This window comes from Elstera cyanobacteriorum (assembly GCF_002251735.1).
In the GTDB taxonomy this organism is placed as follows: Bacteria; Pseudomonadota; Alphaproteobacteria; order Elsterales; family Elsteraceae; genus Elstera; species Elstera cyanobacteriorum.
The window spans coordinates 194,950-221,504 of record NZ_NOXS01000032.1; the positions used below are offsets into that span (position 1 = coordinate 194,950).

24 protein-coding genes are annotated in these 26,555 nt (G+C 62.9%); 1 reads left to right on the plus strand and 23 read right to left on the minus strand.

Annotation, left to right across the window (positions count from 1 at the left end; genetic code table 11):
• Positions 1-125: 125 nt before the first annotated feature.
• Genes ntrX through dusB form a run of 5 tightly spaced genes read right to left on the minus strand, consistent with a single transcriptional unit; the run spans position 126 to position 7,499 of the window.
• Positions 126-1,508, minus strand: a complete 1,383-nt coding sequence (ntrX, locus tag CHR90_RS10020; protein ID WP_094408863.1) for a nitrogen assimilation response regulator NtrX — start codon at positions 1,506-1,508, stop codon at positions 126-128.
• Positions 1,498-3,843, minus strand: coding sequence for a sensor histidine kinase NtrY-like (locus CHR90_RS10025; RefSeq protein ID WP_141210922.1), 2,346 nt, complete (start codon positions 3,841-3,843; stop codon positions 1,498-1,500). Before CHR90_RS10025 ends, ntrX begins: the two co-directional genes overlap by 11 nt.
• Before the next feature lie 55 nt (positions 3,844-3,898).
• A complete protein-coding gene (gene ntrC, locus CHR90_RS10030) occupies positions 3,899-5,344 on the minus strand; it encodes a nitrogen regulation protein NR(I) (protein WP_094409251.1) in 1,446 nt (481 codons plus the stop codon).
• A 35-nt stretch (positions 5,345-5,379) separates the two neighbouring features.
• The gene (locus tag CHR90_RS10035; RefSeq protein ID WP_094408865.1) at positions 5,380-6,495 is read right to left on the minus strand and encodes a two-component system sensor histidine kinase NtrB; all 1,116 of its coding nucleotides are present in this window, start codon (positions 6,493-6,495) and stop codon (positions 5,380-5,382) included.
• Complete coding sequence (gene dusB, locus CHR90_RS10040; protein WP_094408866.1) at positions 6,492-7,499, minus strand: tRNA dihydrouridine synthase DusB; 1,008 nt, start codon at positions 7,497-7,499, stop codon at positions 6,492-6,494. The genes CHR90_RS10035 and dusB overlap by 4 nt, the downstream gene beginning before the upstream one ends.
• A 139-nt stretch (positions 7,500-7,638) precedes the next feature.
• Between dusB and CHR90_RS10045 the strand changes: the two genes are divergently transcribed.
• On the plus strand, positions 7,639-8,640 hold the full coding sequence (locus CHR90_RS10045; RefSeq protein ID WP_094408867.1) for a methyltransferase: 1,002 nt from the start codon (positions 7,639-7,641) through the stop codon (positions 8,638-8,640).
• Here the strand turns inward: CHR90_RS10045 and CHR90_RS10050 are convergent.
• From CHR90_RS10050 to CHR90_RS10135, 18 genes are all read right to left on the minus strand, one after another.
• The gene (locus tag CHR90_RS10050) at positions 8,621-9,007 is read right to left on the minus strand and encodes an Mth938-like domain-containing protein (RefSeq protein ID WP_094408868.1); all 387 of its coding nucleotides are present in this window, start codon (positions 9,005-9,007) and stop codon (positions 8,621-8,623) included. The genes CHR90_RS10045 and CHR90_RS10050 overlap by 20 nt on opposite strands.
• A 2-nt stretch (positions 9,008-9,009) precedes the next feature.
• On the minus strand, positions 9,010-9,966 hold the full coding sequence (gene secF / locus CHR90_RS10055; RefSeq protein ID WP_094408869.1) for a protein translocase subunit SecF: 957 nt from the start codon (positions 9,964-9,966) through the stop codon (positions 9,010-9,012).
• Between the two features lie 16 nt (positions 9,967-9,982).
• Entirely contained in the window at positions 9,983-11,533 is a 1,551-nt protein-coding gene (gene secD / locus CHR90_RS10060; protein WP_094408870.1) for a protein translocase subunit SecD, read from the minus strand.
• A gap of 64 nt (positions 11,534-11,597) precedes the next feature.
• Positions 11,598-11,957: a preprotein translocase subunit YajC gene (gene yajC, locus CHR90_RS10065; protein ID WP_094408871.1), complete on the minus strand. Its 360-nt coding sequence runs from the start codon at positions 11,955-11,957 to the stop codon at positions 11,598-11,600.
• 125 nt (positions 11,958-12,082) lie between these two features.
• On the minus strand, positions 12,083-13,435 hold the full coding sequence (locus CHR90_RS10070) for a LysM peptidoglycan-binding domain-containing M23 family metallopeptidase (protein WP_094408872.1): 1,353 nt from the start codon (positions 13,433-13,435) through the stop codon (positions 12,083-12,085).
• Between the two features lie 6 nt (positions 13,436-13,441).
• Positions 13,442-14,143 (minus strand): protein-L-isoaspartate(D-aspartate) O-methyltransferase, encoded by a 702-nt coding sequence (locus CHR90_RS10075; protein WP_094408873.1) that lies wholly within the window; start codon positions 14,141-14,143, stop codon positions 13,442-13,444.
• On the minus strand, positions 14,140-14,955 hold the full coding sequence (surE, locus tag CHR90_RS10080) for a 5'/3'-nucleotidase SurE (RefSeq protein WP_094408874.1): 816 nt from the start codon (positions 14,953-14,955) through the stop codon (positions 14,140-14,142). Before surE ends, CHR90_RS10075 begins: the two co-directional genes overlap by 4 nt.
• Positions 14,952-16,232 carry a serine--tRNA ligase gene (gene serS / locus CHR90_RS10085; RefSeq protein ID WP_094408875.1) on the minus strand — a complete coding sequence of 427 codons (1,281 nt, stop codon included), beginning with the start codon at positions 16,230-16,232 and terminating at the stop codon, positions 14,952-14,954. Before serS ends, surE begins: the two co-directional genes overlap by 4 nt.
• Positions 16,233-16,277: 45 nt before the next feature.
• Positions 16,278-17,102 (minus strand): twin-arginine translocase subunit TatC, encoded by an 825-nt coding sequence (gene tatC / locus CHR90_RS10090; RefSeq protein WP_094408876.1) that lies wholly within the window; start codon positions 17,100-17,102, stop codon positions 16,278-16,280.
• A gap of 3 nt (positions 17,103-17,105) precedes the next feature.
• Entirely contained in the window at positions 17,106-17,507 is a 402-nt protein-coding gene (gene tatB, locus CHR90_RS10095; RefSeq protein WP_094408877.1) for a Sec-independent protein translocase protein TatB, read from the minus strand.
• A 78-nt stretch (positions 17,508-17,585) separates the two neighbouring features.
• Positions 17,586-18,605, minus strand: a complete 1,020-nt coding sequence (locus CHR90_RS10100) for an ABC transporter ATP-binding protein (RefSeq protein WP_094408878.1) — start codon at positions 18,603-18,605, stop codon at positions 17,586-17,588.
• A gap of 6 nt (positions 18,606-18,611) precedes the next feature.
• A complete protein-coding gene (locus CHR90_RS10105; RefSeq protein WP_229671455.1) occupies positions 18,612-20,333 on the minus strand; it encodes an ABC transporter permease in 1,722 nt (573 codons plus the stop codon).
• Between the two features lie 52 nt (positions 20,334-20,385).
• Positions 20,386-21,042 (minus strand): SMC-Scp complex subunit ScpB, encoded by a 657-nt coding sequence (scpB, locus tag CHR90_RS10110; RefSeq protein ID WP_094408879.1) that lies wholly within the window; start codon positions 21,040-21,042, stop codon positions 20,386-20,388.
• Complete coding sequence (locus tag CHR90_RS10115; RefSeq protein ID WP_094408880.1) at positions 21,039-21,860, minus strand: segregation and condensation protein A; 822 nt, start codon at positions 21,858-21,860, stop codon at positions 21,039-21,041. The genes scpB and CHR90_RS10115 overlap by 4 nt, the downstream gene beginning before the upstream one ends.
• Positions 21,860-22,546 carry a site-2 protease family protein gene (locus tag CHR90_RS10120; protein ID WP_094408881.1) on the minus strand — a complete coding sequence of 229 codons (687 nt, stop codon included), beginning with the start codon at positions 22,544-22,546 and terminating at the stop codon, positions 21,860-21,862. Before CHR90_RS10120 ends, CHR90_RS10115 begins: the two co-directional genes overlap by 1 nt.
• A 12-nt stretch (positions 22,547-22,558) precedes the next feature.
• The gene (locus CHR90_RS10125; RefSeq protein WP_094408882.1) at positions 22,559-23,470 is read right to left on the minus strand and encodes an SPOR domain-containing protein; all 912 of its coding nucleotides are present in this window, start codon (positions 23,468-23,470) and stop codon (positions 22,559-22,561) included.
• Positions 23,470-25,260 carry an arginine--tRNA ligase gene (gene argS, locus CHR90_RS10130; protein ID WP_094408883.1) on the minus strand — a complete coding sequence of 597 codons (1,791 nt, stop codon included), beginning with the start codon at positions 25,258-25,260 and terminating at the stop codon, positions 23,470-23,472. Before argS ends, CHR90_RS10125 begins: the two co-directional genes overlap by 1 nt.
• A gap of 15 nt (positions 25,261-25,275) precedes the next feature.
• Positions 25,276-26,448 (minus strand): deoxyguanosinetriphosphate triphosphohydrolase, encoded by a 1,173-nt coding sequence (locus CHR90_RS10135; RefSeq protein ID WP_094408884.1) that lies wholly within the window; start codon positions 26,446-26,448, stop codon positions 25,276-25,278.
• Positions 26,449-26,555 lie beyond the last annotated feature (107 nt).

Below are 26,555 nucleotides of genomic sequence, written 5' to 3' on the forward strand. Positions count from 1 at the left end.
CTTTTGGGCCATTGCCAATTAAACCAACGCTTTATCGGTCAGTGCGGACCGATATCGTTACACACACGCACCTATATGTAGGACAATCCGGCGCCCCCGGCTAGGGGTGCAGTGCGGGATGCCCGTTAGATTTTGCGGTCGGTGCCGTTGACCCCGAGCGATTTCAGCTTCCGGTGCAGGGCCGACCGTTCCATCCCGACGAAGGACGCCGTGCGGCTGATGTTACCGCCAAAGCGGTTGACCTGCGCCAGCAGATAATCCCGCTCGAATACTTCTCGCGCCTCGCGCAGCGGCAGCGACATAATCTCGCCACCCTTGTCCCAGGCTAGCACCGCCGGGGCTTTTGCACTGATTTCCGGTGGCAGCATATCGGCGCGGATCGGCGCGCGCGGATCGCCGGGGGCCATGATCAGAAGCCGTTCGACGGTATTGCGCAACTCGCGGATATTGCCCGGCCAATCGTAGGCTTGCAGCGAAGCCAGCGCATCCTCGCCGATCTCGCGCGGCGGGAGGCCGTTGATTTCCGTCGCCCGGCGAACGAAATAGCGCACGAGATCGGGGATATCGTCGGCCCGCTCCCGCAGGCTGGGAATCCGGATCGGCACGACGTTGAGGCGGTAATAGAGATCCTCGCGGAACCGCCCTTCCGCCATTTCGGTCGCAAGATCGCGGTTGCTGGAGGCAATGACGCGCACATCAACCTCTACCCGCGACCGACCGCCAACGCGCTCGAACGTCTGCTCCTGCAAAGCGCGAACGATTTTGCCCTGGGTGGCCAAGGGCATATCCGCCACCTCGTCGAGTAGCAAAGTGCCGCCGTGGGCCTGCTCGAACAGGCCAACGCGCCGACCGCCCTCGCCCTCGTCCGACCCGAAAAGCTCAAGCTCGATCCGGTCGGGGTGCATGATGGCGCAATTGACGCCGACGAAGGGGCCGGACGCCCGGCGCGACTGCGCGTGCAGCGCCCGCGCCACCACTTCTTTCCCCGTCCCCGGCGCCCCGGTAATCAGCACGCGGCTATTGGTTGGTGCCACTTTTTCGATGGCCTGACGGACCGCCGTGATCCCCTGGGAGGTGCCGGTCAGATCGAATTCGACGCTGGTGCGCGACTTGAGGTCCGCGACTTCGCGCCGCAGCTTCGCCGCCTCAATCGCCCGGTCGATAACATGCAGCAGGTGATCGGACTTAAAGGGCTTTTCGACGAAATCATACGCCCCCTGCTTGATCGCGCCGACCGCCGTTTCAATCGTACCGTGGCCGCTCATCATCACCACAGGCATCCCCGGATGATCGGCTTGCACCTTCTCCAGAATTTGCAGCCCGTCGAGCGCGCTCCCCTGCAACCAGATATCCAGCAGCATCAGGTGCGGCTGACGGGTGCGCACCGCCTCCAACGCCTGATCGCTCGATCCGGCGGTTCGCACGCTGTAGCCTTCGTCTTTCAGGATGTCGGCGAGCAGATTGCGGATATCCGCCTCGTCGTCGACAACTAGAATTTCATGCGCCATAGGTTCCTTCCGCTGTCCCGTCGCGCGTTTCGTCGCGGGCGGTCCCGAGAGTTTCGCCTTTTCGTGGCAAGATAAGGGCAACCTCTGCCCCCCGCGCGCCCGGTCGCTCAGGTTCACCGGGCGCGAGCGGTGCATCCGTCAAACGAATCTCCCCCGCATGGTCTTCCATAATCTTGGCAACAATGGCAAGCCCCAAGCCGGTTCCTTTCGCCCGCGTCGTCACATAGGGTTCGGTCAAACGATCGCGCTGGTCAACCGGCAAGCCGCGCCCATTATCGGTGACGGTCAGGCGCGTGCCGCGCCCATCCTGCCCCAAGGCCACACGCACCTGCCCGGTCGGCAGCCCCTCACCTTCGCGTCCATCGATGGCATCGATGGCATTCTGAACGAGATTGATCAGCGCCTGACGAATCTGCCGCCCATCGCAGCGCACGGTCTCCGCCACTTCAGGCAAGCTGAGATCGAAGGTGATATCAGGCCGGGCCGAGCGTTGCAGCAGCATCACTTCCCGCAAAATCTGCGGCAAGTCTTCCGGCTTCATCACGGGCTGCGGCATGCGCGCGAAGGCGGAGAACTCATCGACCATCCGCCCAATGTCGCCCACTTGGCGGACAATGGTATCGGTGCAGAGAGTAAACGTCTCAGGGTCGCTCGATATCTCTTTGAGATATTTACGTTTCAAGCGTTCCGCAGAAAGCTGGATCGGCGTCAGCGGATTCTTAATCTCGTGGGCGATGCGCCGCGCCACATCGGCCCAAGCCGCCGTGCGCTGCGCCACTAGCAGTTCAGTAATATCATCGAAGGTAACGACATAGCCCTGCGTTTCGCCCTGCTCCAACAGTTCAGCAGTCACCCGAACCAAAAGGGTTTGCGTGCGTCCATCGCGGTTCAGCTTGACCTGACCATCAGCCCGCCGGTCGGGCCGTTCGCGGGCCGCTTCGAACAAGGGCTGCATTTCCGGGACGATGGCGGCCAGGGGCTTCCCCACCAGCGGTGTCAGATCAAGGCCGAGCAGGCTGCCCGCCGAGCGGTTGCCCATCGTTAGCCCCCCGTCCGGGTCGAGGCCCAAGACCCCCGCCGATACGCCGCCCAGCACCGCTTCGATAAAGCGGCGGCGCTCGTCCAATTGGCTATTGGTGGCGAGAAGGGCGTGGCGCTGATGATCAACCTCGCGGCTCATGCGATTGAAGGCACGGGCGAGGGAGCCAAGCTCGTCATCCCCCGGTAGATCGGGAACACGGGCGGAGAAATCCCCGGCGCGGATACGTTCCGCCGCTGCAATAATGACGGAAATTGGCCGAACGAGATTGGTGGCGACGACCAGTCCCAGCGCAGAGGAGAGCACCAGCAAGACCAGCGCCAATACCAGATAGACGAGGCCAAAGGTCGTTTGAAGCTGCGAGCGTTCTTTCTCTAAATTCTCATAAGCGTCAACGGCATTGGCCGTTTCTTGCACGTAGGAAATAACGCGCGGATCGACCGCCCGCCCGACATAGAGATAGCCGCCAATGCTTTCCAAGCGGATGAGCGCACGAACCCGATCATCATCGGAATTGGTCATGATCGCGACTTCGCCGCGCTGGGCTTGCTCCAGCGCCCAGGCTGGAACTGGCTCGAATTCTAGCCGAAAGGTCAGGCCTGCCCGGGCCAATACCTGCCCGTCGCGCCCGAAGACCACCGCTTCCGACAGGTTGCGTAAGGCGGCCTGCGTTCCTACAAGATCACGGAACCAGACCGGATCGGCAAAGAGCCGGGGCGACTCCCGGTCAAGATCAACGGCCATCGACAGAATATCGCCTTTGATCGCCAGATTATGTTCTTGAAGATAGGCCGCCGCGATGGCTTTCGAGCCATCCAGCGCGCTGCGCACCCGTTCTGAAAACCAGCCGTTGACCGATAGGTTGAGAAAGACAACGGAGAAAACGGCCACCAGAATGGTCGGCGGAATGGTCACAGCGCCGAACAGCAACACAAGGCGAATATGCAGCCGCGACCCGGCAAGACCCCGCCGCCGCTCTGTCCAGAGTTCAACAAGACGCGACACGACAACGACCGCCAAGGCCAGCAGCAGCACAAGATCGACAATCAGCAACCAGGTGACCCAGCCCCGATCCACCGACACAAACGGCCCTGCCCCGGTCATCGCCGCATAGGTGGCGATACCCGACAGGGTCAGCAACACCATAAGGGTCAGGATTAGCCGCCGCCCGAGGCCCCGGGCATCGGCGCGACGTTCCAGCCACGCGCCGAGTTTTCGGGCGGCGGCGGGTTGCGTCATCGAAATGTCAGGCTTTGCACCCTCGGTGGCGCGCGCGCCCCGCTCGGATTCGGTCACCGATGCTCCCTCGTCAGGTTCCGGGCAGCGTTGCCACTGCCCGGTCTTTGGGCAGCTATCTTATCCCGCGCATCACCTGAATGTCCAACTCGCGGATTTTCTTGCGCAACGTATTGCGGTTGAGGCCCAGAAGCTCCGCCGCTTTAATCTGATTACCGCGCGTCGCCGCTAGGGTCAGCAGCAACAGCGGGCGTTCGACTTCGCGCAAAACCCGATCATAGAGCCCTGCCGCCGGAAGCTGATCCTTATGGGCGGCGAAATAATCCTTAAGGTGCCGTTCGACGGCGCCGCTGAGATTTTCGCTTTCGGGCGGGCGGTCCGGCGTCGGGTCCGGGGCGCTATCGGCCAGTTCCTGCTCGATGACGTCGGCGCCGATCACTTCCTGACTATAGAGCGCCGCAAAGCGCCGCATCATATTCTCAAGCTCGCGAACATTCCCCGGCCAGCGGTGCGCGCGCAGCCGGTCAAGCGCCCCTTGGCTCAAGGATTTCTGCGGCAGCCCTTCGTTGGCAGCGATCTTCAGGAAATGGCGAGCAAGGGCCGGGACGTCCTCGCTGCGCTCGCGGAGCGGCGGCAGGCGGATCGGCACGACATTCAGCCGGTAGAAGAGATCCTCGCGGAACTGGCCAAGCCGGATGAGCTGGCGCAAATCGCGGTGGGTCGCGGCGACGATGCGCACATCGGCCTTGATCGCCGTGCGACCGCCGACCGTGGTATATTCGCCTTCCTGCAAGACGCGCAGCAGGCGGGTTTGCGCTTCAAGCGGCATATCGCCGATTTCATCGAGGAACAGCGTGCCGCCTTGGGCCTGTTCGAACCGACCGACCGACCGGCTGTGGGCGCCGGTAAAAGCCCCTTTTTCGTGCCCGAACAGGTCGGATTCGATCAGCTCGCGCGGGATCGCTGCCATATTGACGGCAACGAACGGCCCGCCCCGGCGTTTGCCGTAATCGTGCAGGGCTCGGGCGACCAGCTCTTTCCCCGTCCCGCTTTCCCCCGTGATCATCACCGTTAGATCGGTGCCCATCAGGCGGGCGAGAACCCGGTAAATTTCCTGCATCGCGGGGGAACGGCCAATCAGCGGCAGTTGCTCTTCCCCTTCCGCCACATCGGGCGCCGTCGGGTAGCTTTCGCCCTGAACGGTCAGCGCCCGCTGCACGACGCGCATGAACTCGTTGAGATCAAAGGGTTTCGGCAAATAGTCGAAGGCCCCGACCTCCGTCGCCTTTACCGCCGTCATTAGCGTGTTCTGGGCGCTCATGACGATCACCCGGAGGTTCGGGCGGGCGCGCCGAATGCGCGGCACCAGATCAAGCCCGTTCGCATCCGGCATGATCACATCGGTGATCACCAGATCGCCCTCGCCCGCTTCCACCCACGACCACAGCGTCGAGGCCGTCGCCGTCGTGCGGACTTCATGCCCCAGCCGGGTTAAGGCCTGGGTCAGTACCGTGCGGATAGCGCGATCATCGTCTGCGACCAGAATGGTGCTGCCTGTCATACCATGCCCCTCATCATTTCCCCCACGCACCGCGCTCATCGCGTCGGCACCATTGGCAGATACACGCGGAAGCTCGTCCGTTTCGGCTGGCTATCGACCTCGACCACGCCGCCATGATCGCCAATGATCTTCGCCACCAATGCAAGTCCCAGGCCGGAACCATTTGTCTTCGTCGTGACAAAGGCATCGAAGAGATGGGGCTGGAGATCGTCGGGGATTCCTTCGCCATTATCCTGCACGGTCACGACCAGCGGCAAATGCACCCGCGTCTTGGCCCCCGGCACCTCCAAGCGCACGCCGTGCTGGTAGGCCGTCTTCAGGGTGATTTCACCCCCGGGGTGCGGCATCGCCTCTGCGGCGTTTTTCACGAGGTTTAGGAAGACTTGGACCAATAAATCGCGGTTGCCGTAGACGGGTGGCAGCGACGGATCGTAAAGCTCGATAAAGCGGTGATCGCGGGCAAAGCCCGACTGCGCCAGCTTGCGCACGTGATCCAAGACCTGATGAATATTCACCGGCTCGCGCTGAAGGGCGCGACTGTCGGAGAAAACCTCCATCCGATTGACCAGGGCTTTGATGCGGTCCACCTCGTCGACAATCAGGCGGGTCAGCATCTGATCGTCCGGCGAGGCCGAGGTTTCCAGCAATTGCGCCGCGCCGCGAATACCGCTCAGCGGGTTTTTCACCTCATGGGCCAGCATTGCCGCCATCGCGGTCACCGAGCGGGCCGCACCACGGCTGGACATTTGCTGATCGATTTTCGAAGCGATGGAATGCTCGCGCAAGGCAATCAACAGCGTGCCGGGCCGCTCAATGACCGGCGTAACATCGACCGTTACGCGCTTCGCGGCAAGGCGCGGCCCTTCCAGCAGAACCCCATGTTCGACCAGACTACGGCCCTTATTACGGCAGAGCTCGACCAGCGCCGTCAGCGGGCTATCCCCGGCCAGATACTCGCTGAGATGCCCGCCAACCGCTTGGGCGGAGGAAACCCCAAGAAACTGTTCCGCTGCAATATTCAACAGTCGTATACAATTATCCTCGTCCAGCGCGATCATCACATAGGGTAAGGCATTGATAAGAATATGTTCTTCAATAGGATGCGGTTTCGTTACCCGCCCCTGGCGCGGCCCCTTGGAAAGCCCGGTCATGCCGCAATCCCCTGGGTCGTCATAGCCGCATCAATCAGGGTGGTAATCGCCGCCCGCACCGGCGCGGCTTCTGTCGCTCGGTTAACCACGGTTCGGAAAGCCGTCACGGCAGGCGATCCAGCAGGCAGCAGCGCTTCGGCATACCAAGCCAGATGCTTACGGGCGATCCGCAGGCCCATCTCAGTTCCATAGTGCGCGATTAGGGCATCGAGATGCTCTTCGATCACCGCTGCTTTCTCAGCGAGATCGGGATCAGGGCGAACCTCGCCGCGTGCCAGATAGGCGGCGGCCTGCCCGGCGAACCAAGGGCGCCCACAGCAGCCCCGCCCGATCATCACCCCGGCCGCCCCAGACTGGTCGAGGGCCTGGCGAATATCGCTCAGCGACTGGATATCGCCATTGACGATCACAGGAACGGAAACCGCCGAAACCGTCGCACGAACCTGCGCCCAATCGGCGTGCCCAGTATAGAATTGCATGCGCGTGCGCCCGTGGACGGTGATCAGCTTGACCCCCGCCGCCTCCGCCTTAGAGGCCAGGGAGGGGGCGTTCAGCGCGTCCCAATCCCAGCCCAAGCGCATTTTCAATGTCACCGGAATCGAAACGGCGTTGACCACCGCTTCGATGATCGCCAGGGCCGTCGTTTCGTCGCGCATCAAGGCCGACCCCGCCTGGCCGTTGACGACCTTTTTGACCGGGCAGCCCATGTTGATATCGATGATCGCCGCGCCCAGACCCTCGTTAACGCGCGCGGCTTCGGCCATGATCTTAGGATCGCAGCCCGCCAATTGCACGGCGGCGGGCTGCTCGTCCATCTCGGTTTGCGCCATCGCTAGCGTCGTCTTATGGCCGCGTGCCAGGGACTCCGATGCGATCATCTCCGAAACAACCAACCCGGCGCCATAGCGTTTTGCCAGCCGCCGGAAGGGTAAATCGCTGACCCCCGACATGGGGGCCAGCAGAACAGGTGCATCAACTGCTATAGAACCAATCATTAAGCCCATTTTTTGGGCATTCCTTCTGCTGATGATTAGCAATTAGGCATCGGCTCACGCTAACCTTCCCGCCGTCGTCCGACAAGCGCCGTCTTGTCAAACGCCTGTGCAAACCTGAGGGTAGAGTCTGTCGGGGGGAGAAAAACGAATGACAGAAAGTCGCATCGTCGAAACACTGGTGACGCAGGCCTATGGCGCCTTTGCCTTGCTGGCGGGCATGGAGTTGGATGTCTTCACGCCCCTCGCCCACGGACCGCTAACGGCAGCGGAGATCGCCGATCAACTCGCGCGGGATGGCACCCCCGCCGACGCCAACCGACTGCATCGCCTGTGCCGCGCCTTGGCGGGCTATGGCCTGCTGCAGACCGAGGGTGGCGGACGCTTCGCCTTGACCGAGGAAGCGGCCCGAACCTTGGTAAAAGGCGTTCCCGGCTATCGTGGCACCGCCGCATCAGCCTATGCCGAAGGCTGGCGCGCGTGCCTTGAGACTTCGGCCTCGATCCGCAACCATGCCCCCGCCGCGCATCTCGATTTCGCCGACGGTAGCCCAGAACGAACGCAGGCGGTCTTGCGGGGGCTGGCGCCCCAGGCGATAGCGGGCGGTAAAGCCTTGCTCAAGTATCTCGATTTTTCCGGCATTCACCGGATGATCGACATCGCAGGTGGCTCCGGCGCCTTGACCATCACCGTCCGTACCGCCCATCCGCAGATCGCGGCGACCATTGTCGAACTGCCGGAAGTCGCACCGCAAACTCGCCTGCTGCTCGACGAACACCCTGGCGGCGAGGCCGTTACCGTCATCGGCGGCGATGCAGTGGCGGGTCCGCTGCCAGGCGGCTTCGATCTGGCGGTGATGCGCTGTTTTCTGCAACTCTTCGGCCCGCCCCAGATTAAGGCCGCGCTGGCAACGGCCCATAAGGCCCTCGCTCCCAACGGTCAGCTCGCCATCATCGGCTATTGCCTGACCGACGATGAACGCGGCCCGGCCTTAGCGCTCGGGGCCGACCTCCTGTTCCTCAATTATTACGAGGCCGGGGCCGCTTACCGCTTGGGGGAATATCGCGGGTGGCTAAAGGACGCCGGGTTCAGCGACCCGCGCTTAACGCTGCTCGGCGGCGGGATGAGTTTGCTTATCGCGAAGCGGCTGTAACGGCGATCAGCGCCGCGCCGACGCGCCGATCTTCCGCCAACAGCACATTATAGGTTCGGCAAGCGGCGCCGGTATCCATCGGCTCCAACACAACGCCCCGGTCCCGCACCGCTTTGCGCAAAGCGGGCGGGACGAGGCCGATCTCGGTACCGCAGCCGAGCAAAAGCACGTCGATATCCCCCGTCAGCACCGGCGCGAGGCTGTCCAGCGTCAGATCGGCGAGGGAGTTTACCGCCCACGCCTGGGTCTGCGTCGGACGGACCAGAACCGACGACGGCCAGACCGTGCCGGTAATGGTAAAGCCGCTGGCGCCATAGCGTTCGATGCGCTGGCGGTTGCCGGGAATGAGCGGGGTGATATCGACCATGATTAGCCTGCCGGGGTTTCGGCCGTCTTATCGCCCTCGACCGGCGCCGTGCCGCGCCGCAGGCGATTTTCGCCCAGGAACAGCAAGATCGGCGCGGCAATGAAGATCGAGGAGGAGGTGGCGATGAAAATGCCGAACAGCATGACCAGCGAAAACTCCCGCAGGGCCTCGCCACCGAAAATGATCAGCGGCATTGCCGACAGGAAACTGGCCATTGAGGTGCCAATCGTCCGGTTCAGCGTTTCGTTGATGGAGAGATCGATCAACTCGCGCAGCGGCATCGCTTTGTATTTACGCAGATTTTCGCGCACCCGGTCGTAAACCACCACCTTGTCGTTGATGGAATAGCCCATGATGGCCAGGATGGCCGCGATACTGGACAGGTTGAATTCCAGATTGAACAGCACATAGAAGCCGACCGTCTTCGTCACGTCGAGAACCAGCGTGACCACGGCACCAATGCCGAACTGCCATTCGAAGCGGAACCAGATATAGGCCAGCATGGCAAACAGCGACAGACCAAGGGCGATCATCCCATTGGTGAACAACTCGCCCGACACGGCAGCGCCCACCGCTTCGACCCGCTGAAAGGTCACCCCCGGATAGGCTTCCGTCAGCTTCTGGCGCACGGCATTGACCGCGCGCTGCTGGGCTTCCTCGTCCCCGGGCTGGCGCTCGATGGCCAGCGAGACATCGACCGGCGAGCCGATTTCCTGCAAGCCGATGTGCCCCAGGTTCAACGGGTCTAGAACCCCCCGGATCGCACCAAAGTCGGCCGGCTGGGTGAATTTGGCTTCCACGGCAATACCGCCGCGAAAATCCACCCCCAGGTTTACCCCCGGCGCGAAATAAAGAATGACCGATAGGACGGACAGGATGGCGGAGACCACCAACCCGGCAATACGGCCGCGCATGAACTGGATGCGGGTGCCGTCGGGAACCAGACGAACGTAATACATGGACTTCCCTCCGGCCTTACAGCGGCAGCTTCGACGGGCGGTTGCGCGCGAACCATAGGCCCATCATGTAGCGCACCATGACGGTGGCAGTGAACATGGAGGTGAGAATCCCCAAGGTCGTGGTAACGGCAAAGCCTTTGATCGGCCCCGATCCCAGCCCGTAGAGAATCAGCATCTTCAGCATCGTCGTTAGGTTCGCATCGACGATGGTGGCAAAGGCGCGCTTGAACCCGGAGTCGATCGATGCGATGGCGCTGCGCCCCAACTTGGTTTCTTCGCGGATACGCTCGTTAATCAGAATATTGGCATCAACCGCGAGACCGACTGCGATCAGCATCCCGGCGATCCCCGGCAGCGTCAACGTCGCCTGCAACAGCGACAGGGCGGCAATCGTCATGATCAGGTTGAAGATCAGCGCCACCACGGCGAAGAAGCCGAAGGTGCCGTAGGAGACGATCATATAGGCCATGATCATCACCAGTCCGCCCAAGACCGAGTACAGCCCGGCCTTGATTGCATCCGCCCCAAGATCGGGACCGACGGTGCGTTCTTCGATAATCTTCAAGGGCGCGGGCAGAGCGCCCGCCCGGAGCAGTACCGATAGGTCGCTGGCCGACTGCGTGGTGAAATTGCCGGAGATGATGCCGCGCCCGCCCGTAATCGGCTCGCGGATCACCGGGGCGGAAATCACCTTATTGTCGAGAACGATAGCGAAAGGCTTGCCGACATTTTCTGTCGTCGCATCGGCAAAGCGCCGCGCCCCGACCGAATCGAAGCGGAAGCTGACGACCGGCTGGCCTTCCTGGAAGCTCGGCTGCGCATCGACCAGATTTTCGCCGCTGACCATCACGCGCTTATTGACCACATAGGCGGGCGCCTGCTCGCCACGTTCGGAGGGCAGAATTTCCGACCCGACCGGCGGGCGACCCGTCGGGCTGGCGTCGGTATTGACCATGCGGAAGGATAGTTTCGCGGTGGTGCCGATCAGGGCCTTGATGCGGTCAGGTTCGCGCACGCCGGGCAGTTGGACCAGAATTCGGTCGGTCCCCTGCTGCTGAATGCGCGGCTCCTTCGTGCCGGTTTCATCGACGCGGCGGCGAATGATTTCGATGGACTGCTGCAAGGCCGCATTGCGCTTGGCGATAATCGCCGCAGGCTTCAGCGTCAGGGTCATCACGCCATCGGCGCCGACGACGGCATTCAGGTCCGGGTCAGCGTTCTCGATGGCCCGGCGCGCCTTATCGGGATCGGTCCCATCATTCAACTTCAGCGTAATCTGGGCGCCGTCCTGGGCGAGCCCGCTGAAGGCGATATTTTCCTTGCGCAGATCGCCGCGGATCGCATCGACCATATTGGCCATACGGTCGCGTTCGACCGCCGCCAGATCGACTTGCAGCAAAAGATGCGAGCCGCCCTGCAAGTCCAGCCCCAGGCTGACCTGACGGGCAGGCAGGAAACTCGGCAGGGTCTTCAGCGTCGCTTCGGAAACAAGGTTGGGGGCGGCGATCAGGATCGACAGAATCGATAAAATCCAAATCGCCCACACCTTCCAGCGGGCAAAATACATGGGACGGATCCCTTAAAAACAAGTGTAGAGGGGCAGGAACTTGGCCCTGCCCCAGCGCAGACCTTTAGGCCTTGGCGTCTTCCTTATCGGCTTTCGCCGGATCGGTCTTGGCCAACACATCGCTGACCGCACCGCGCAGCACGCGGATTTTCACGCCTTCGGCGATTTCCACCTGAAGTTCGCCGTCGCCTTCAGCCTTGGTCACCGTGCCGATGATGCCGCCGGTGGTGACGATGCGGTCGCCGCGTCGAACATTGCCCAGCATTTCACGATGGGCCTTCGCCTTCTTCTGCTGCGGACGGATCAGCAGAAAATAGAAGACGATGAAGATCAGAATCAGCGGGCCGAACTGGATCAGAATGGCGTTGATACCGCCCGGCGCAGCGGCAGCGGCGTCTTGGGCAAAAGCGGGGGAGATAAACATAGCGGCTCCATGAGATGGATGGGTCTAGCCCCAAAAAAGGGGCGGAATTCCTGGCGGCGGACTATAACGCCGCCGCCACGAAAGGCAATGCGGGCGCGTCTTAACGCAGTTTGTTCGAGAAAAGACTAGCCCTCGGTATGCGTCAGCCGCGACGGCAAGCTGGCGGTCGGGCGACCGAGAAACTGTTCAGGATCAACGGCCTGGGTGCCTTTTCGGATCTCGAAATGCAGTTGCGGCGACGAGACATTCCCGGTCTGGCCGACGCGGGCGATCACCTGGCCCCGGCGCACCGTGTCGCCTCGATTGACTAATAGCACTTCGTTATGGGCGTAAGCCGTCATATAGCCGTCGGCATGGCGGATCAGCAGCAGATTGCCGAAACCGCGGATTTCATCCCCGGCATAGGCCACGACGCCGTTTTCCGCGGCCCGCACCGGTGATCCCTTGGGCGCGGCGATATTCAGACCGTCGTTATGCAACCCTTTTTCCTGCGGCCCGAACGTCGCGATCACACGGCCCGTTACCGGCCATTGGAAGCTACGGCCCCCGCGCGGCGGTGGTGATGGCAGGGCGGCAACAACCTCGTCGCGGCTAGGCTTCTTCACCGGGGCATCGGGCGCGGGAACGGGTGTCGCCGGCTCGCCGGCGTCATCCTCGGCGGCTTTATGCGGTTCGGCCTTCGGCGGCTCGACCGGCTTCGGCGGTTCAGCCGGTTTGACCGGCTCAGCCTTGGGAGGCGTCGGGATCGGTTTCGGCGTTTCCACGACCTTCGGCGGTTCCACCGGCTTGATCGGTTCAGCCGGTTTCGGCGGTTCGGCCTTCACTGGACCTGCGGTCGCGGCGGCGGGCTTTGCGGGCGGCGGCACAACGGCCGGGGCCGGTTCCGCCGGGGTAACGGGCGGCGGCGCGGGCTGGGTAACCACTTGCTTCGGCGGCGGCGGCAAGGCGGCAACCTTAACCTCGCCCGCGCGGTTCACCACCGTCACCGGGCGCGATACCGGCACGGGCGGGGCCGGTTCGGCGCTGGCTTCGGCCACCGTTCCCGGCAGACGGAGAATCTGACCGACTTTGACCGTATAGGGTTCGCGCAGATCATTCGCCCGCGCCAACGAGGCGCTATCGACGTTATAGCGCCGCGCGATGCCCTGGACCGTATCGCCTGCCGCAACCGTATGGGTCTGCTCCGTCGGCACCGACAGCCGCTGGCCGATCAGCAGTTGATAGGGCGGTTGCAGATCATTGACGTCAATCAGCGTCTTGACCGGCACTTTGAACTCGCGCGCCAAGGCATAGACCGTATCGCCGCGCTGAACGACATAGCTGGCGCGGATACCCGTGCTCTGCGTCCCCTGCCGCCCCAAGGATGGCGGCGGCGGGCCGCCTGCCCATTGCGGCGTATCAAAACCTTTATCGCCGCAGCCGGTCAGTGCGGCGGCCAGCAGGCCAAGCCGGAGGAGCAAGCGAGGTGCCGAGGCCATCTGTGCCTAACTCCGGCGGGGCGCGGTTAGGCGCGAAAGGGCTTCGGCGACTGACTGCGGGCGCGACGGCTCCAGCATATCGCTAATCAGCGGCACGAAACGCACGGCCCCCAAATCCTGCACTTCGACCTCGCTCTGGTGGCGGGTGACGAGCAACAGGCGCTGATCAATCGGGCTGCGCGCCACCGGCACCACCATCATGCCGCCGACCGCCAACTGGTCAAGCAAGGGGCGCGGCACCTCGTGTTCCGCCGCCGCCGTAACGATGATCCGGTCGAACGGCGCCTGCTCGGGCCAACCTACCCCGCCATCGCCGTGCTTCGCTGTCACATTGCTGATGCGCAGGTGGGCCAGCCGTTCTTCAGCTTCCTTCAGCAGCGGCTTATGGCGTTCGATGGTGTAAACCCGGCGACAGAGCTGCGCCAGGATCGCCGTTTGATAGCCGGAGCCCGTGCCGATCTCGAGTACCTTGTGCCGGTCCGACAGGCGCAGCACTTCGGTCATGATCCCCACGACCTGCGGCTGGCTGATCGTCTGGCCATGCCCGATGGGCAGGGCGGTATTCTCGAACGCATGCTCGCGGAAAGTGCTGGGAATAAAGAAATCCCGCGGCACACGCAGCATAGCCGCCATCACCCGCTCGTCCCGGATACCGGCATCGGTCAAAACCGTCAGCAGTCGATCCTGGGGCGGGGTCGGCGCGGTCATGGGGCGGTCAGGGTCTCCAGCGGGCTGGCCAACACATCGCGCAGGGCGGCGCTGGTCGGCTCGTCCGTCAAATCAAGATTAAGCGGCGTCACCGAAATATACTGCCCGAAAACGGCAGCCACGTCAGTGCCCTCGGGCGGCGGTTCCGCCGTGCCGATGGGGCCGATCCAATAGTAATGCTCGCCGCGCATATCCGTGCGCTGCCCCAATTGCTCGCCCATCTTGCGGCTGCCTTGGCGCGTGACGACAACGCCCTTCACCGCCTCCGGCGCGCAGTCGGGGAAATTGACGTTCAGCATTACATTCTTCGGCCAGCGGATGCCGACCAACCGACGGATCAGGTCCGGGCCGTGGGTCTCCGCCGTCTCCCAGCGCGGCGGAATACCGGAACTGACGTGGAGTGATAGGGCAATCGCCGGAATGCCGAGCAAGGTCGCCTCCATCGCCGCCGCAATCGTACCGGAGTAGGTCATATCCTCGGCGATATTGCTGCCCCGGTTGACGCCCGACAGCATTAGGCTAGGCCGATGCTTCTGCATCACCTGACGAATACCAAGCAGCACCGAGTCGGTCGGCGTGCCATCGACGGCATAGCGCTTTGGGCCGACGTGACGAATGCGCAACGGGCGGCGCAGGGTTAGCGAATGCCCTGCCCCGCTCTGTTCCGTTTCGGGCGCCGAGATCCAAACATCTTTCACCAGCGCCTTCGCGATCCGCTGCAGGGCTTTCAGTCCCGGCGCGGCCACGCCATCGTCGTTCGAGAGAAGAATACGCCCGCTCTCGAGGCTGATCGGATCGTAAAACCCCGTCATGCCGCCGCGCCTTCGATCTTGGTCAGGCCGCCCATATAGGGATGCAGCACGGACGGTAGCGCGATACTGCCGTCTTCCTGCTGATAATTTTCCAAGACCGCAACCAAGGCCCGCCCGACAGCCAGGCCCGAGCCGTTAAGGGTATGTAAGAAGCGCGTGTGTTTTTCCCCAGCCTTCCGGCAGCGTGCCTTCATGCGGCGGGCTTGGAAATCGCCGCAGTTGGAGACGGAGGAGATTTCGCGATAGGCCTCCTGCCCCGGCAGCCAGACTTCGATGTCATAGGTCTTGCGCGCCGCGAACCCCATATCGCCCGTGCATAGCGTGACCGTGCGGTACGGCAGCTCGAGCCGTTCCAGCACCGTTTGCGCCGCCGTCAGCATGCGCTCATGCTCCCGATCAGACTCTTCGGGCGCGCAGACGACGACCATTTCGACTTTCGAGAATTGGTGCAGACGAATCATGCCGCGCGTATCGCGCCCCGCCGACCCGGCCTCCGAACGGAAACACGGGGTATGGGCCGTGAACCGCAACGGCAACTCCTCCTCCGCCCAAATCTGATCGGCGGCCAGATTGGTCAGCGGCACTTCAGAGGTTGGGATCAACCAGTCGCCGCGCGTCGTGCGGAACAAATCTTCTTCGAACTTCGGCAACTGCCCGGTGCCATAGACCGCCGAGTCGCGCACCAGATAAGGCACGCTCATTTCGGTAAAGCCAAACTCGGTCGTATGCAGATCGAGCATGAAATTGGCCAGCGCCCGTTCCAGGCGCGCGATCTGATTACGCAGTACGACGAAGCGGCTACCGGACAGGCGCGCCGCCGCCTCGAAATCCATCATCCCCAGCGCTTCGCCAAGGTCGAAATGCTGTTTCGCGGCGTAGTTAAACTTGCGCGGGATGCCGAAGCGGTGCCGTTCGACATTGCCGCTTTCATCGCTGCCGGCCGGAACATCGTCGGCAGGCAGGTTCGGCAGAGTCGCGAGCAGTTGGTCCAGCCCCTCTTCGGCGGCTTTCAGGCGGATTTCAAGGTCGGGTAGCACATCCTTTAAACGGGCGACTTCGGCCATGAGCGCGTCGGCATTTTCGCCCTGGCGTTTTTTTTGGCCGATTTCTTTCGAGGCTTCGTTACGGCGGGCTTGGGTCTGTTCGGTTTCAAGGATCAGCGCGCGGCGATGGGCGTCGAGCTCCAAGATTTCCTGACTGCGCGGCGGCAGCCCCCGCCGGGCGAGACCGGCATCAAAAGCCTCGGGAGCAGACCGGATCAAAGAAAGATCATGCATCGACCATCAACCACGTAACGCTAGAGAGTTCCAACCAAACAAACCTTACGGCTCGTCAGAAATTCCAAGTTCGGCATCGCGTTCGGCTTCCGCCTTGGCGCGCTTGCGTTCGATCAGCTTGGCCGACCAGATCGAAATTTCATAGAGAAGAATCAACGGGATCGCTAGGCCAACCTGAGAAATAATGTCCGGCGGTGTCACAACCGCTGCGACGATAAAGGCGACGACAACCGCATAGCGTCGCTTCGACGCGAGCCCGGCGGAGGTAACAATCCCAACTTTTGCCAGCAGCGTCAGCAACACCGGCAGTTCGAAGGCGATGCCGAAGGCGAAGATCAGCGACATGATCAACGACAGATATTCGTTGACCTTACCTTCGAACTGGATCGGCAAACCAATGCCGCCCGCCGGGGCCAATTGCTGGAAACTCAAGAAGAACTGCCAGGCCATCGGAATAATGAAATAATACAGCAGGGCCGCGCCCATGAAGAACAGCACCGGCGTTGCCACCAGGAACGGCCAGAAGGCGTTTCTTTCGTTCTTATACAGGCCGGGCGCAATGAACATCCACGCTTGGGTGGCGATGACCGGAAACGCTAGAAACGCCGCTGTCCAGCTTGCCAGTTTCACCCGCGTAAAAAAGGCTTCGGTCAAATCGGTATAGATCATCCGCCGCCCCTCGCCCAAGGCATGGGCCAAGGGATCGGCGAGGAAATTGAAGACCAGATCGGATTTCCAGAAAGCCAGCGCAAAGCAGATAAGGAAACCCGCGAAGGAATAAATCAATCGGCGGCGCAGTTCGATCAAATGCTCGATCAGCGGCATCTGTCGGTCGGTCTCGGGACCAGTGGGGGCTTCGGTATCGGTCATGGCTTACGGGCGCGGCGGAATTTCGGGGGACGGGAGCGGCTCGGCCTCGGCAGCCGGTGCGGTGGCAGGCTCAGGGGATGGGGCCGCTGCAACAGCCGGAAGATCGGGAACCGGTTGTTCCGCCGACGGCGGCGCCTCCAACTGCATGCTGAAGCTCGGCAAATCGATGGTCGGCATTTGCTTTTCTGCCTCCATCACCGCCGCATTCATCTTCTGTTTCAGCGCATCCACTTCGGCTTCACGCACAGCCTGATCCAAGCTGCTCTGAAACTCCGAAGCAAGGCTTCGCGCGCGGCGTACCCAACGGCCAATATTCACCAGCAGCCCCGGCAGTTCCTTCGGGCCGATGAAAATGAGGGCAACCGCGCCGATCAGTAGTAATTCCGACCAGGCAATATCGAACATTCCGCACGTACCTTTCGCCCGCAGCGCGGCGGACTATGGCAGATGGCCGGGGCGGGCGCAATCATCCGCCGCCGCTGCTTAGGTTTCCTTGGGAAAGAGATGCACGCGGTGACGATCAACCACCACCGGAATCCGGTCACCGACCGTCGGAAGGCGCCCCTCCCCCCAGCGGGCGGTAAGGTCGAGTGCGCCGATCCGCAGCCCCAGAAGCTGTTCGCGCCCCAAGCTGCGCGCCTGCGTAACGACTGCCATCACCCCGCCGTCCAGCGCCCGGTGAAAGGCTTCCTGGCGGATAATCAGCGTCACGGGGCCGGCCATGATCGGCGCATCGAACCGCCCGAGATCGTTGCTGACAATCCCGGCGCGCGCCTGCGCATCGATCTGCGTGACCGAGCCGAAGAACGCCGCCGCAAAGGCCGAGACAGGGCGATCATAAAGATCGAGCGGCGCCCCCGCCTGCTCGACCTGCCCCGACCGCATCAATACGATGCGGTCGGCCATCCGCATCGCTTCGTCGGGATCGTGGGTCACAAGTACGGTCGCAACCCCGGTTTCTTTCAGCAGTGCCAGCGTCGTATCGCGCAGCCGGTCGCGCAGGGTTACATCCAGGCCGGAAAAGGGCTCGTCCATCAGCACGAGCCGCGGCCCGGGCGCCAACGCCCGCGCTAGGGCCACACGTTGCTGCTGTCCGCCCGACAGCGTATGGGGAAAAGCGTCGAGAAACTCGGCCATTCCAATGCGCTCGCCCCATTGGCGCGCCCGGTCCTGCTGGTCAGCTTTTGACAGATCGGTCAGGCCGAAGGCGATGTTCTGGCTCACCGTGAGATGGGGAAACAGGGCGAAATCCTGGAACACCATCCCCACCCGGCGCCGTTCGGGCGGCAGGCTGCCGCGCGCATCCGCCACCACCTGCCCAGCGAGTTTCACCTGCCCCTGCTGCAAAGGCTCAAGGCCCGCCGCGAGACGCAGTAGGGTCGATTTCCCACAGCCGGAGGGGCCGAGCAGACAGACGACCTCCCCCGGCGCAACGTGAAGATCAATGGTCTTCAAGGCTTGCACGGCGCCATAAGCGTGGCTGACGCCTTCAATACTGAGCATAAATTCCTACTCTCCTGCGCCGGACAGCGCCCCCGGACGGCTACGGGCCAGCGCGCGGGCCAGTAGGATGACCGGCAACAGCCCGACCGCGACAATCGCCAACGACGCCGGGGCCGCGTCGGCCAACCGTTCGTCCCCCGCCATCGCATAGACCAGCACGGCGAGCGTATCGTAATTAAATGGCCGCAGAATCATCGTGGCGGGCAGCTCTTTCATCACATCGACGAAGACCAGCAGCCCCGCCGCCAACAAACTGGGGCGGATGATCGGTAGATGGACACTCCACAACGTCTGCCCAGGGCTGCGCCCCAAACTGCGCGCGGCAAAATCCATCTGCGGCGTAACCTTGCCTAAAGCCGCTTCCATCGCATTGAGCGCAATCGCGAGAAAGCGGATGACGAACGCGAAAAGCAGTGCCACCAGCGTTCCCGACAGTAAGAGCCCGGTTGATACACCAAAAACCGCGCGGAACCAGGCATCGACCACCGTATCGAGCGCCGCCAACGGAATGACGACGCCCACCGCGATCACGAGGCCCGGCACGGCATAGCCGAGGCCCGCCGCCCGCACCGCCCACCGCACGAGCGGCGTCGGGTGCAGCCGCGCGGCATAGGCCAGCGTCAGTGCCAAAGCAACAGCGGTCATGGCAGCAATCGCCGCAAGGGTCAAACTATGTTCCGCCGCTTGCCAGAAGGCCCGATCCACCATCGCGGGCGCCGTTTCGACCGACCAAGCGATCAGCATGGCCAGCGGCACGAGGAAGCCGAGCAGACAAGGCAGCGCACAGGCAAGCATCGCCAGTGCCGCCTTCCCACCGGTCAACGGAAAGCGCGGCAGATGTCGATAGCGCAGGCTGGTGTGCCGCGTGCTGCCGGTGCGGCCTTTACGTTCCAACGCCATCAGACCGGTAACGAAGAGCAGAAGCACCCCCGCCAATTGCGTCGCCGCCGCCGGCTCGTTCATCCCCAACCACGTCCGATAAATGCCCGCCGTCAGGGTATCGACGGCGAAATATTGGACGGTGCCGAAATCATTCAAGGTTTCCATCAGGGCCAGCGCCACCCCCCCGGCAATCGCTGGGCGCGCGAGCGGTACCGCGAGCCGCCGGAAGCAACCAAAGGGGGTCTGTCCCAGGGATCGCCCGGCCTCAAGCACGCAAACCGATTGCTCGAGAAACGCCGCGCGCGCCAGCAGATAGACGTAAGGATAGAGCACCAACACCATGACGGCGATGGCTCCGCCGAGCGACCGAATGTGCGGAAACCAATAGCTGCCAAGGCTCCAGCCCGTTACATCCCGCAGCAGGGTCTGCACCGGACCGGGGGTATCCAAGACGCCCGTATAGGCATAGGCGACCACATAGGCCGGAAAGGCCAGCGGCAGCAGCAGTAGAATTTCAAACAGCCGCGCCCCGGGGAACTGGCAGAGCGTGACCAGCCACGCCGTCCCGACCCCAATCACGGCAACCCCGACGCCGACGCCCAGCATCAGCATCAGGGTATTCGTCAGGTAGGTCGGCATAACGGTCGACAGAAGATGCGCCCAAACCTCCCAGGCCGGAAACAGGAAGGAAGCGGCAATCGTCACAATCGGCGTCGCGAGCACGAAGGCCAGCAGCAGGGCCAGCACCGTCCACCCGCCCCCACGCCGCGCCCATCCCGTGCGGGAAAGGGTGGGCAAAGGCGCCGCGAAGCGCGTCGCGGAAGGTGGCAGGCTGGTATCGGTCAATCCGGGTCACCGAAAGCAAAAAGGCGCCAGCCGTGGGGCTGAGGCGCGAACCTTAACGCGACTGGTTCTCACCTGCAAGATCGGGCGGATCATCCCCGAGCAGCGTTTCGACCGGATCGTCGGCGCTGAGCGCGGCCTCCGCCTCTTCCTCGCGCATGGCAATGGTGATGCCCGCCCGGCGATCCAGCAGCCCAGCGGCCTTGAGTTCCTCGACCCCTGGCAAATCATCGAGACTGGTTAGCCCGAAGTGATCGAGAAAGCCGGTCGTCGTCACCCAGGTGACCGGGCGCCCCGGGGTGCGGCGGCGGCCCTTCGGTTTGATCCACCCGGCTTCCAGCAGCGCATCCATCGTGCCCTTCGACAGTTGCACACCGCGAATTTCTTCGATCTCGCCGCGCGTGACCGGCTGATGATAGGCGATAATCGCCAGCGCTTCGACGGCAGCGCGAGAGAGTTTGCGGCTCACCTCCAGCGTCACCCGCAGCCCGGTCGCAAGGTCTGCCGAGGTCCGAAACGCCCAGCCGCCCGCAAGCTCCACCAGTTCAACCCCATGCCCGGCATAAAGCTGCTGCAATTCCGCGAGCAAAGCCTTCACATCGGCGCCGGGCGGTAGGCGGGGGATAAGGTCCATCTCGGTCAACGGCCCGGGAGCGGCGAACAACTGCGCTTCCAATAGCCGCAGGGCATAGGGCAAGGGTTCTAGGGTCATACTCTATCCCCTTCCTCCGGGTCACTCGCGGCGTCGCCCCCGGGGGAACGCACCAAAATAGGGCCGAAGCGGTCGCTTTGGCGCAGGTCGAGCTTACCGGATTTCGCAAGTTCCAGGGCGGCGAGAAAGGTCGCCGCGACCGCCGACCGAAAGACGAGACCGTCGCGAATATCGGTCGGCAGAAAGCTACTCAGCGCCTCCCACAGTGGCATCTGCCCCAAGCGCGCCGTGAGCCGTTGCAGGGCATCGTCCATCGAATAAAGCTCGGTCGCCGCGATCTTTAGGCGGGAAAAATCCGTGCGGCGCTTATGGTCGGCATAGGCGGTCAGCAGCTCATAGAGGCTAACGTCCCATTGGGTTTTAGTGTCGGTCGCAAACCGTTCCGGCCAGCCCCGGGCAAAAACATCGCGCCCCAGCAGCGCCCCCTCGAACAGCCGCGCCCCCGCCTTTTGCATTGCCTCCAACCGTTGCAGTTGGAAGGCGAGGTTAGCGGCCATTTCCTCGGCGCTTGGCTCGGCCTCCTCGCTCGGCGGGTCGGGCAGCAGCAGGCGCGATTTGAGGTAGGCGAGCCAGGCCGCCATAACGAGGTAATCGGCGGCGACCTCCAGCCGCCGGTGCAAAATCCCCCGGATAAAGGCGAGATATTGATCGACCAACGGCAGAATGCGGATCTTGGTTAGATCGACCTTCTGCTCGCGCGCCAGCGTCAGCAGCACGTCGATCGGGCCTTCGTAGCCGTCGAGATCGAGGTGGAGAATGGTCTCATCCGCCGGGGATGGGGGGGTGTCCCACCCGGCGGCATCCCCGGCCCCGGTCATTACCAACCGGTCAGGGTTAGAATGGCGCCGGTTACGGTCCTTAACGGGCCGTGCAGCACCCAGCCCAGCGGGTTGAGCGGATAGCCCGCCTGCGCCGATACCATCGGCACGATGAAGGCCAAGCCCATGACGATCAGCATGCCAATATTCTCAAGCCGCGCCAGCGGGCGGGCCAGAAACATCGGCAAAACCCCGACCGCAACGCGCCCACCGTCGAGCGGTGGGATCGGCAGCAGGTTGAAAAGCGCCAATAGAATATTGAATTTAACAGCATTCACCAAATTCTGCTCGGCCCACTGCCCCGCCACGGTAGGCAGCGAGTCGACAAAATGCAGCAAGCCTGCGGCGGCGGTCGCCATCGCCAGATTCATCAACGGCCCAGCGGCGGCGATGATTGCCATCCCCCGGCGCGGCGATTTCAGGTAGCGCATATCGACCGGCACGGCCTTCGCCCAGCCGAAAAAGAAACCCGACCCCAGCATCAACATCAACCCCGGTAGAAACAGAGTTCCCACCGGATCGACGTGGCGAATCGGGTTGAGGCTTAGGCGCCCAGCCAACCGCGCGGTTGGATCACCTAAAGCATTGGCGACATAACCATGCGCCGCCTCGTGCAGCGTGATCGCCAGCAAGGCCGGGATCAGCCAGACCGACAGATTATGCAAAAACCCCGCGAAATCGAACATGAAGACGCGGGACTAGCGCACAACCAGACAGTCCTGACCGCGCGCCTTGACCGCCCCGCACACAGCGGCGGCATCGGCGGCAGGCCCGGCCTGGATCCGGTAATAGGTGCCCTTGTTCGGAATCTCGACCTTGGCGACGCTCATCGATAGGGCGGCGAGTTCGGGATGGGTCTTTTGCAGCTTTGCCCACTCGGCGGTCGCGGCGGCTTCCGACTTCACGGCGCCGAGTTGCACCTTCCCGCCCCGTCCCGCCGAGGCGGCGGCTGTCGGGGTTGGTGTCGCGGCAGGCGGTGGCGTCACCGGCGCGGGCGGCTTGGCGGCGACAGGGGCCGGGGCCTGCGCGGCAGGCGCGGGCGGCGGGGTTGCCGGACGGGCAACGACCGGTTGCGGCTGCGGTGCGGTCTGAACCGTCGCGCGCGGCGTGGTAGCGGCGACCTGCGGCGCAGGCGATGGCACTAGGATTGGCGAGGCCTGCGGGGCTGGCGCCGGGGCCGCCGGACGCCCAGCAGTCAAAGCGGGCGGAACGGTCGCCGCGATTTGCGGGGTCTGCGGTTGCGGCGCCGCTGCAACGGCAGACGGTAGCGCAGGCTTTGCCAGCGGCGCTTCCGGCGGCGGCAGCAGCCGTTCGACCTTACCCCCCGCAACATCAACCGCCTGGCCGTTCAGGATCAGCTTATCTTGATTGGGCACGTCCATCCCACCGGGATCGGTCGGGCGCGTCTTCAGCGGTCCGGCATCGGCCTGAACCAGCGGCACGGCGCCGCCGTTCGACTGGCTCGCGCCTTGATTATACGCATACCAGACGATACCGCTGAACCCGCCAAGGGCGACCAGCGCGATCGTCGCCGGAAGCCAGCGCCGCCCCTTCGGTTCTTCCGAGGGCAGCGTGGGTTCCAAATCGCGGGGATCGAAATCTTGTTGCATCAGCGCATTTCCTCGACCGGCTCAACGCCCAAAACGGCCAGACCAGAGGCGATGACGGTCTTAACCCCCTGAACGAGGGCCAGACGCGCCAACGTCAAAGCGCCGTCTTCCGGTAGAATAAAGCGCAGGGTTGCCTCGTCCCGCCCCTTATTCCACAGCGCGTGGAAGCCCGCCGCCACATCGCCTAAGTAAAAGGCGATGCGGTGCGGTTCATGCGCCTCGGCGGCCGCCTCAACCAACCTAGGCCAGCTTGCTAACGTGCGCATCAAACCAAGTTCTGCCTCGTCGGTCAAGCGCGTTAACGAAGCATTAGCCAAATGTTCGGGCGTTAATGCATCTTGTGACAAACTATCGACAGCATTGCGCAGAACAGAGGCCGCGCGCGCATGGGCATACTGCACGTAGAAAACCGGATTATCTTTTGATTGTTCCTGAACTTTGGCGAAATCAAAGTCCAGCGACACATCATTTTTCCGCGTGAGCATAATAAAGCGCACCACGTCGCGGCCCACTTCATCCACCACATCGCGCAAGGTAACGAAAGTCCCTGCCCGCTTAGACATTTTCACCGGCTGGCCGTTATCCAGAAGATTAACCAACTGGCATAACTTGATATCGAGCGCGGTCTTGCCATCGGTCAGCGCTTTTACCGCCGCCTGCATGCGCTTGACATAGCCGCCGTGGTCGGCCCCGAAGACGTTGATGAGGACGTTCGCCCCAGCCCGATGTGAATTTCCGACAGCCTTATCATAGTGATAGGCGATGTCGTTCGCAAAATAGGTCCAGCTCCCATCCGACTTTTTCAGTGGCCGATCAACATCGTCGCCGAAGTCGGAGGCGCGGAACAAGGTCTGCGGGCGCGGCTCCCAATCATCCGGCGTTTTGCCCTTCGGCGGCTCCAACACGCCAACATAAATCAGGCCGCGATCTTCCAGCGCCTTCAAGGAGGCTTCGACCGCACCGCTTTCGACCATCGCGCGTTCGGAGGAGAAAAGATCGTGCTTCACGCCCAGCGCGATAAGGTCTTCCTTGATCAGCGCCATCATCGCGGTAATGGCTTCGGCGCGGATCGGGGCCAGCCACTCGGCCTCGTCGGCATTCCGCCATTGGTCGCCATAGCGCGCCGCTAAGCCTTGCCCCAGCGGCACCAAATATTGCCCCGGATAGAGGCCAGCCGGAACCTCGCCCATATCATCGCCCAGGGCTTCCCGGTAGCGATGATAGGCAGAGCGGGCCAGCACATCGACCTGCGCCCCGGCGTCGTTGATATAATATTCGCGCACCACGTCATGCCCGGCCTTCGCCAGCAGCGAGGCCAGCACATCGCCGACGACTGCCCCCCGGCAATGGCCGACGTGCATCGGCCCGGTGGGATTGGCCGAAACATATTCGACATTCACCCGCACACCCGCGCCGATCTGGCTGTCGCCATAGGCGGTCCCGGCGCGCAGAACGGCAGCGAGCTCACCTTGCCACTGGCTGGGATCGAGACGGAAATTCAAGAACCCCGGCCCGTCGATCGACAGGTCGGTAATGCCGAGCGCCGGATTGGCACGTAGTGCCTCCCCAATCAAAGCCGCAATATCGCGCGGCTTCATCGCGGCAGGCTTTGCCAGCACCATACCGACATTGGTCGAAATATCGCCGTGGCTCGCGTCGCGCGGCGGCTCCACCGTCACTTTGGCGGCATCGAGGCCCGCAGGCAGCTTGCCTTCGGCCATCAGCGCGGCCAGCGCCTCGGTCAGCGCCAGATGGAACCGTTTGAAGATATGCGGCGTTACGTCGGTCATAGCGTTCCTAAAAACTCACGTCTTAGCGGTCAAATCGAACAGGCGGCGATGTTCTTCCAGCGCGTAGCGGTCGGTCATCCCGGCGATATAATCGGCGATCACCCGGGCGGCGGCGGGGCTGCCCGGTTCGGTGATCTGGCGCTGCCATTCCGGCGGCAAGGTCTGCGGCATCTCCATAAAGAGATGGAACATATCCTGAACTACCCGCCGCGCTTTGGCAATCATGCGGTTGACGCGGTAGTGTCGGTACATGCGGTCGAACATGAACGGCCGCAAGGCCTTATCCGCTGCCTGCATCGCGGAGCTGAAGGCAACGAGCGGCTGGCCCAAGGCGCGCACGGCATCGGCGGAGGTTGGCTTAAGCGCGACAACCCGCGCGCGGGTTTCCGTTACAAGGTCGGTGACCATGATGTTGATCAACCGCCGCACCGCCTCGTGCGTCAGCCGCACGGGTTCCGCCCCCGGATGGGCGCGCAACAGCTCGTCGAACACGGGGCCGACCACAGGCAACGGCAAGAGATCGTGCGGTGTAAACAGCCCGGCGCGCAGCCCATCGTCGATATCATGGTTGTTATAAGCGATATCATCGGCCAGCGCTGCCACCTGGGCTTCGGCGGAAGCATAAGTGTCTAGCTTCAAATCGCAGACCGATTGAAAGGCTTTGATTGTCGGCGGCGGATTGGTCAGCGGGCCGTTATGCTTCACCACCCCTTCCAGGGTTTCCCACGTCAGGTTGAGCCCGTTGAAGGCGATATAACGCCGCTCCAGCAGGGTTAGAGCCCGGAAGGTCTGATCATTGTGATCGAAGCCGCCATAGGGGCGCATTACCTCGTTCAGCGCCTCCTCGCCGGAATGGCCGAAGCAGGTATGGCCAACGTCGTGGGCCAGCGCCAGGGCCTCGGCCAAATCTTCATCCAGCCCCAGGGCACGGGCGATAGAGCGGGCGATCTGCGCCACTTCTAGCGAATGGGTCAGCCGGGTGCGGTAATGGTCGCCTTCATGAAAGACGAAAACCTGCGTTTTATACTGAAGCCGCCGGAAAGCCGTGGAATGAACGATCCGGTCGCGGTCGCGCTGAAACGCCGACCGTTCGCCAGAGCCTTCTTCGGCATAAGCCCGGCCCCGGCTGTGCTGCGGGTCGCAAGCAAAGGGGGCGCGCAGCGGCGTCGGGGCGGCGGTCGAACTCATGGCCCGCACCCTACCCGCCCGGTCAAGGCGATTCAATGGAGGAACCTATGACATTCCTGGAAATTGACGGCGGCGCTGCGGGCGCATACATAAGAACGGTGTTACGA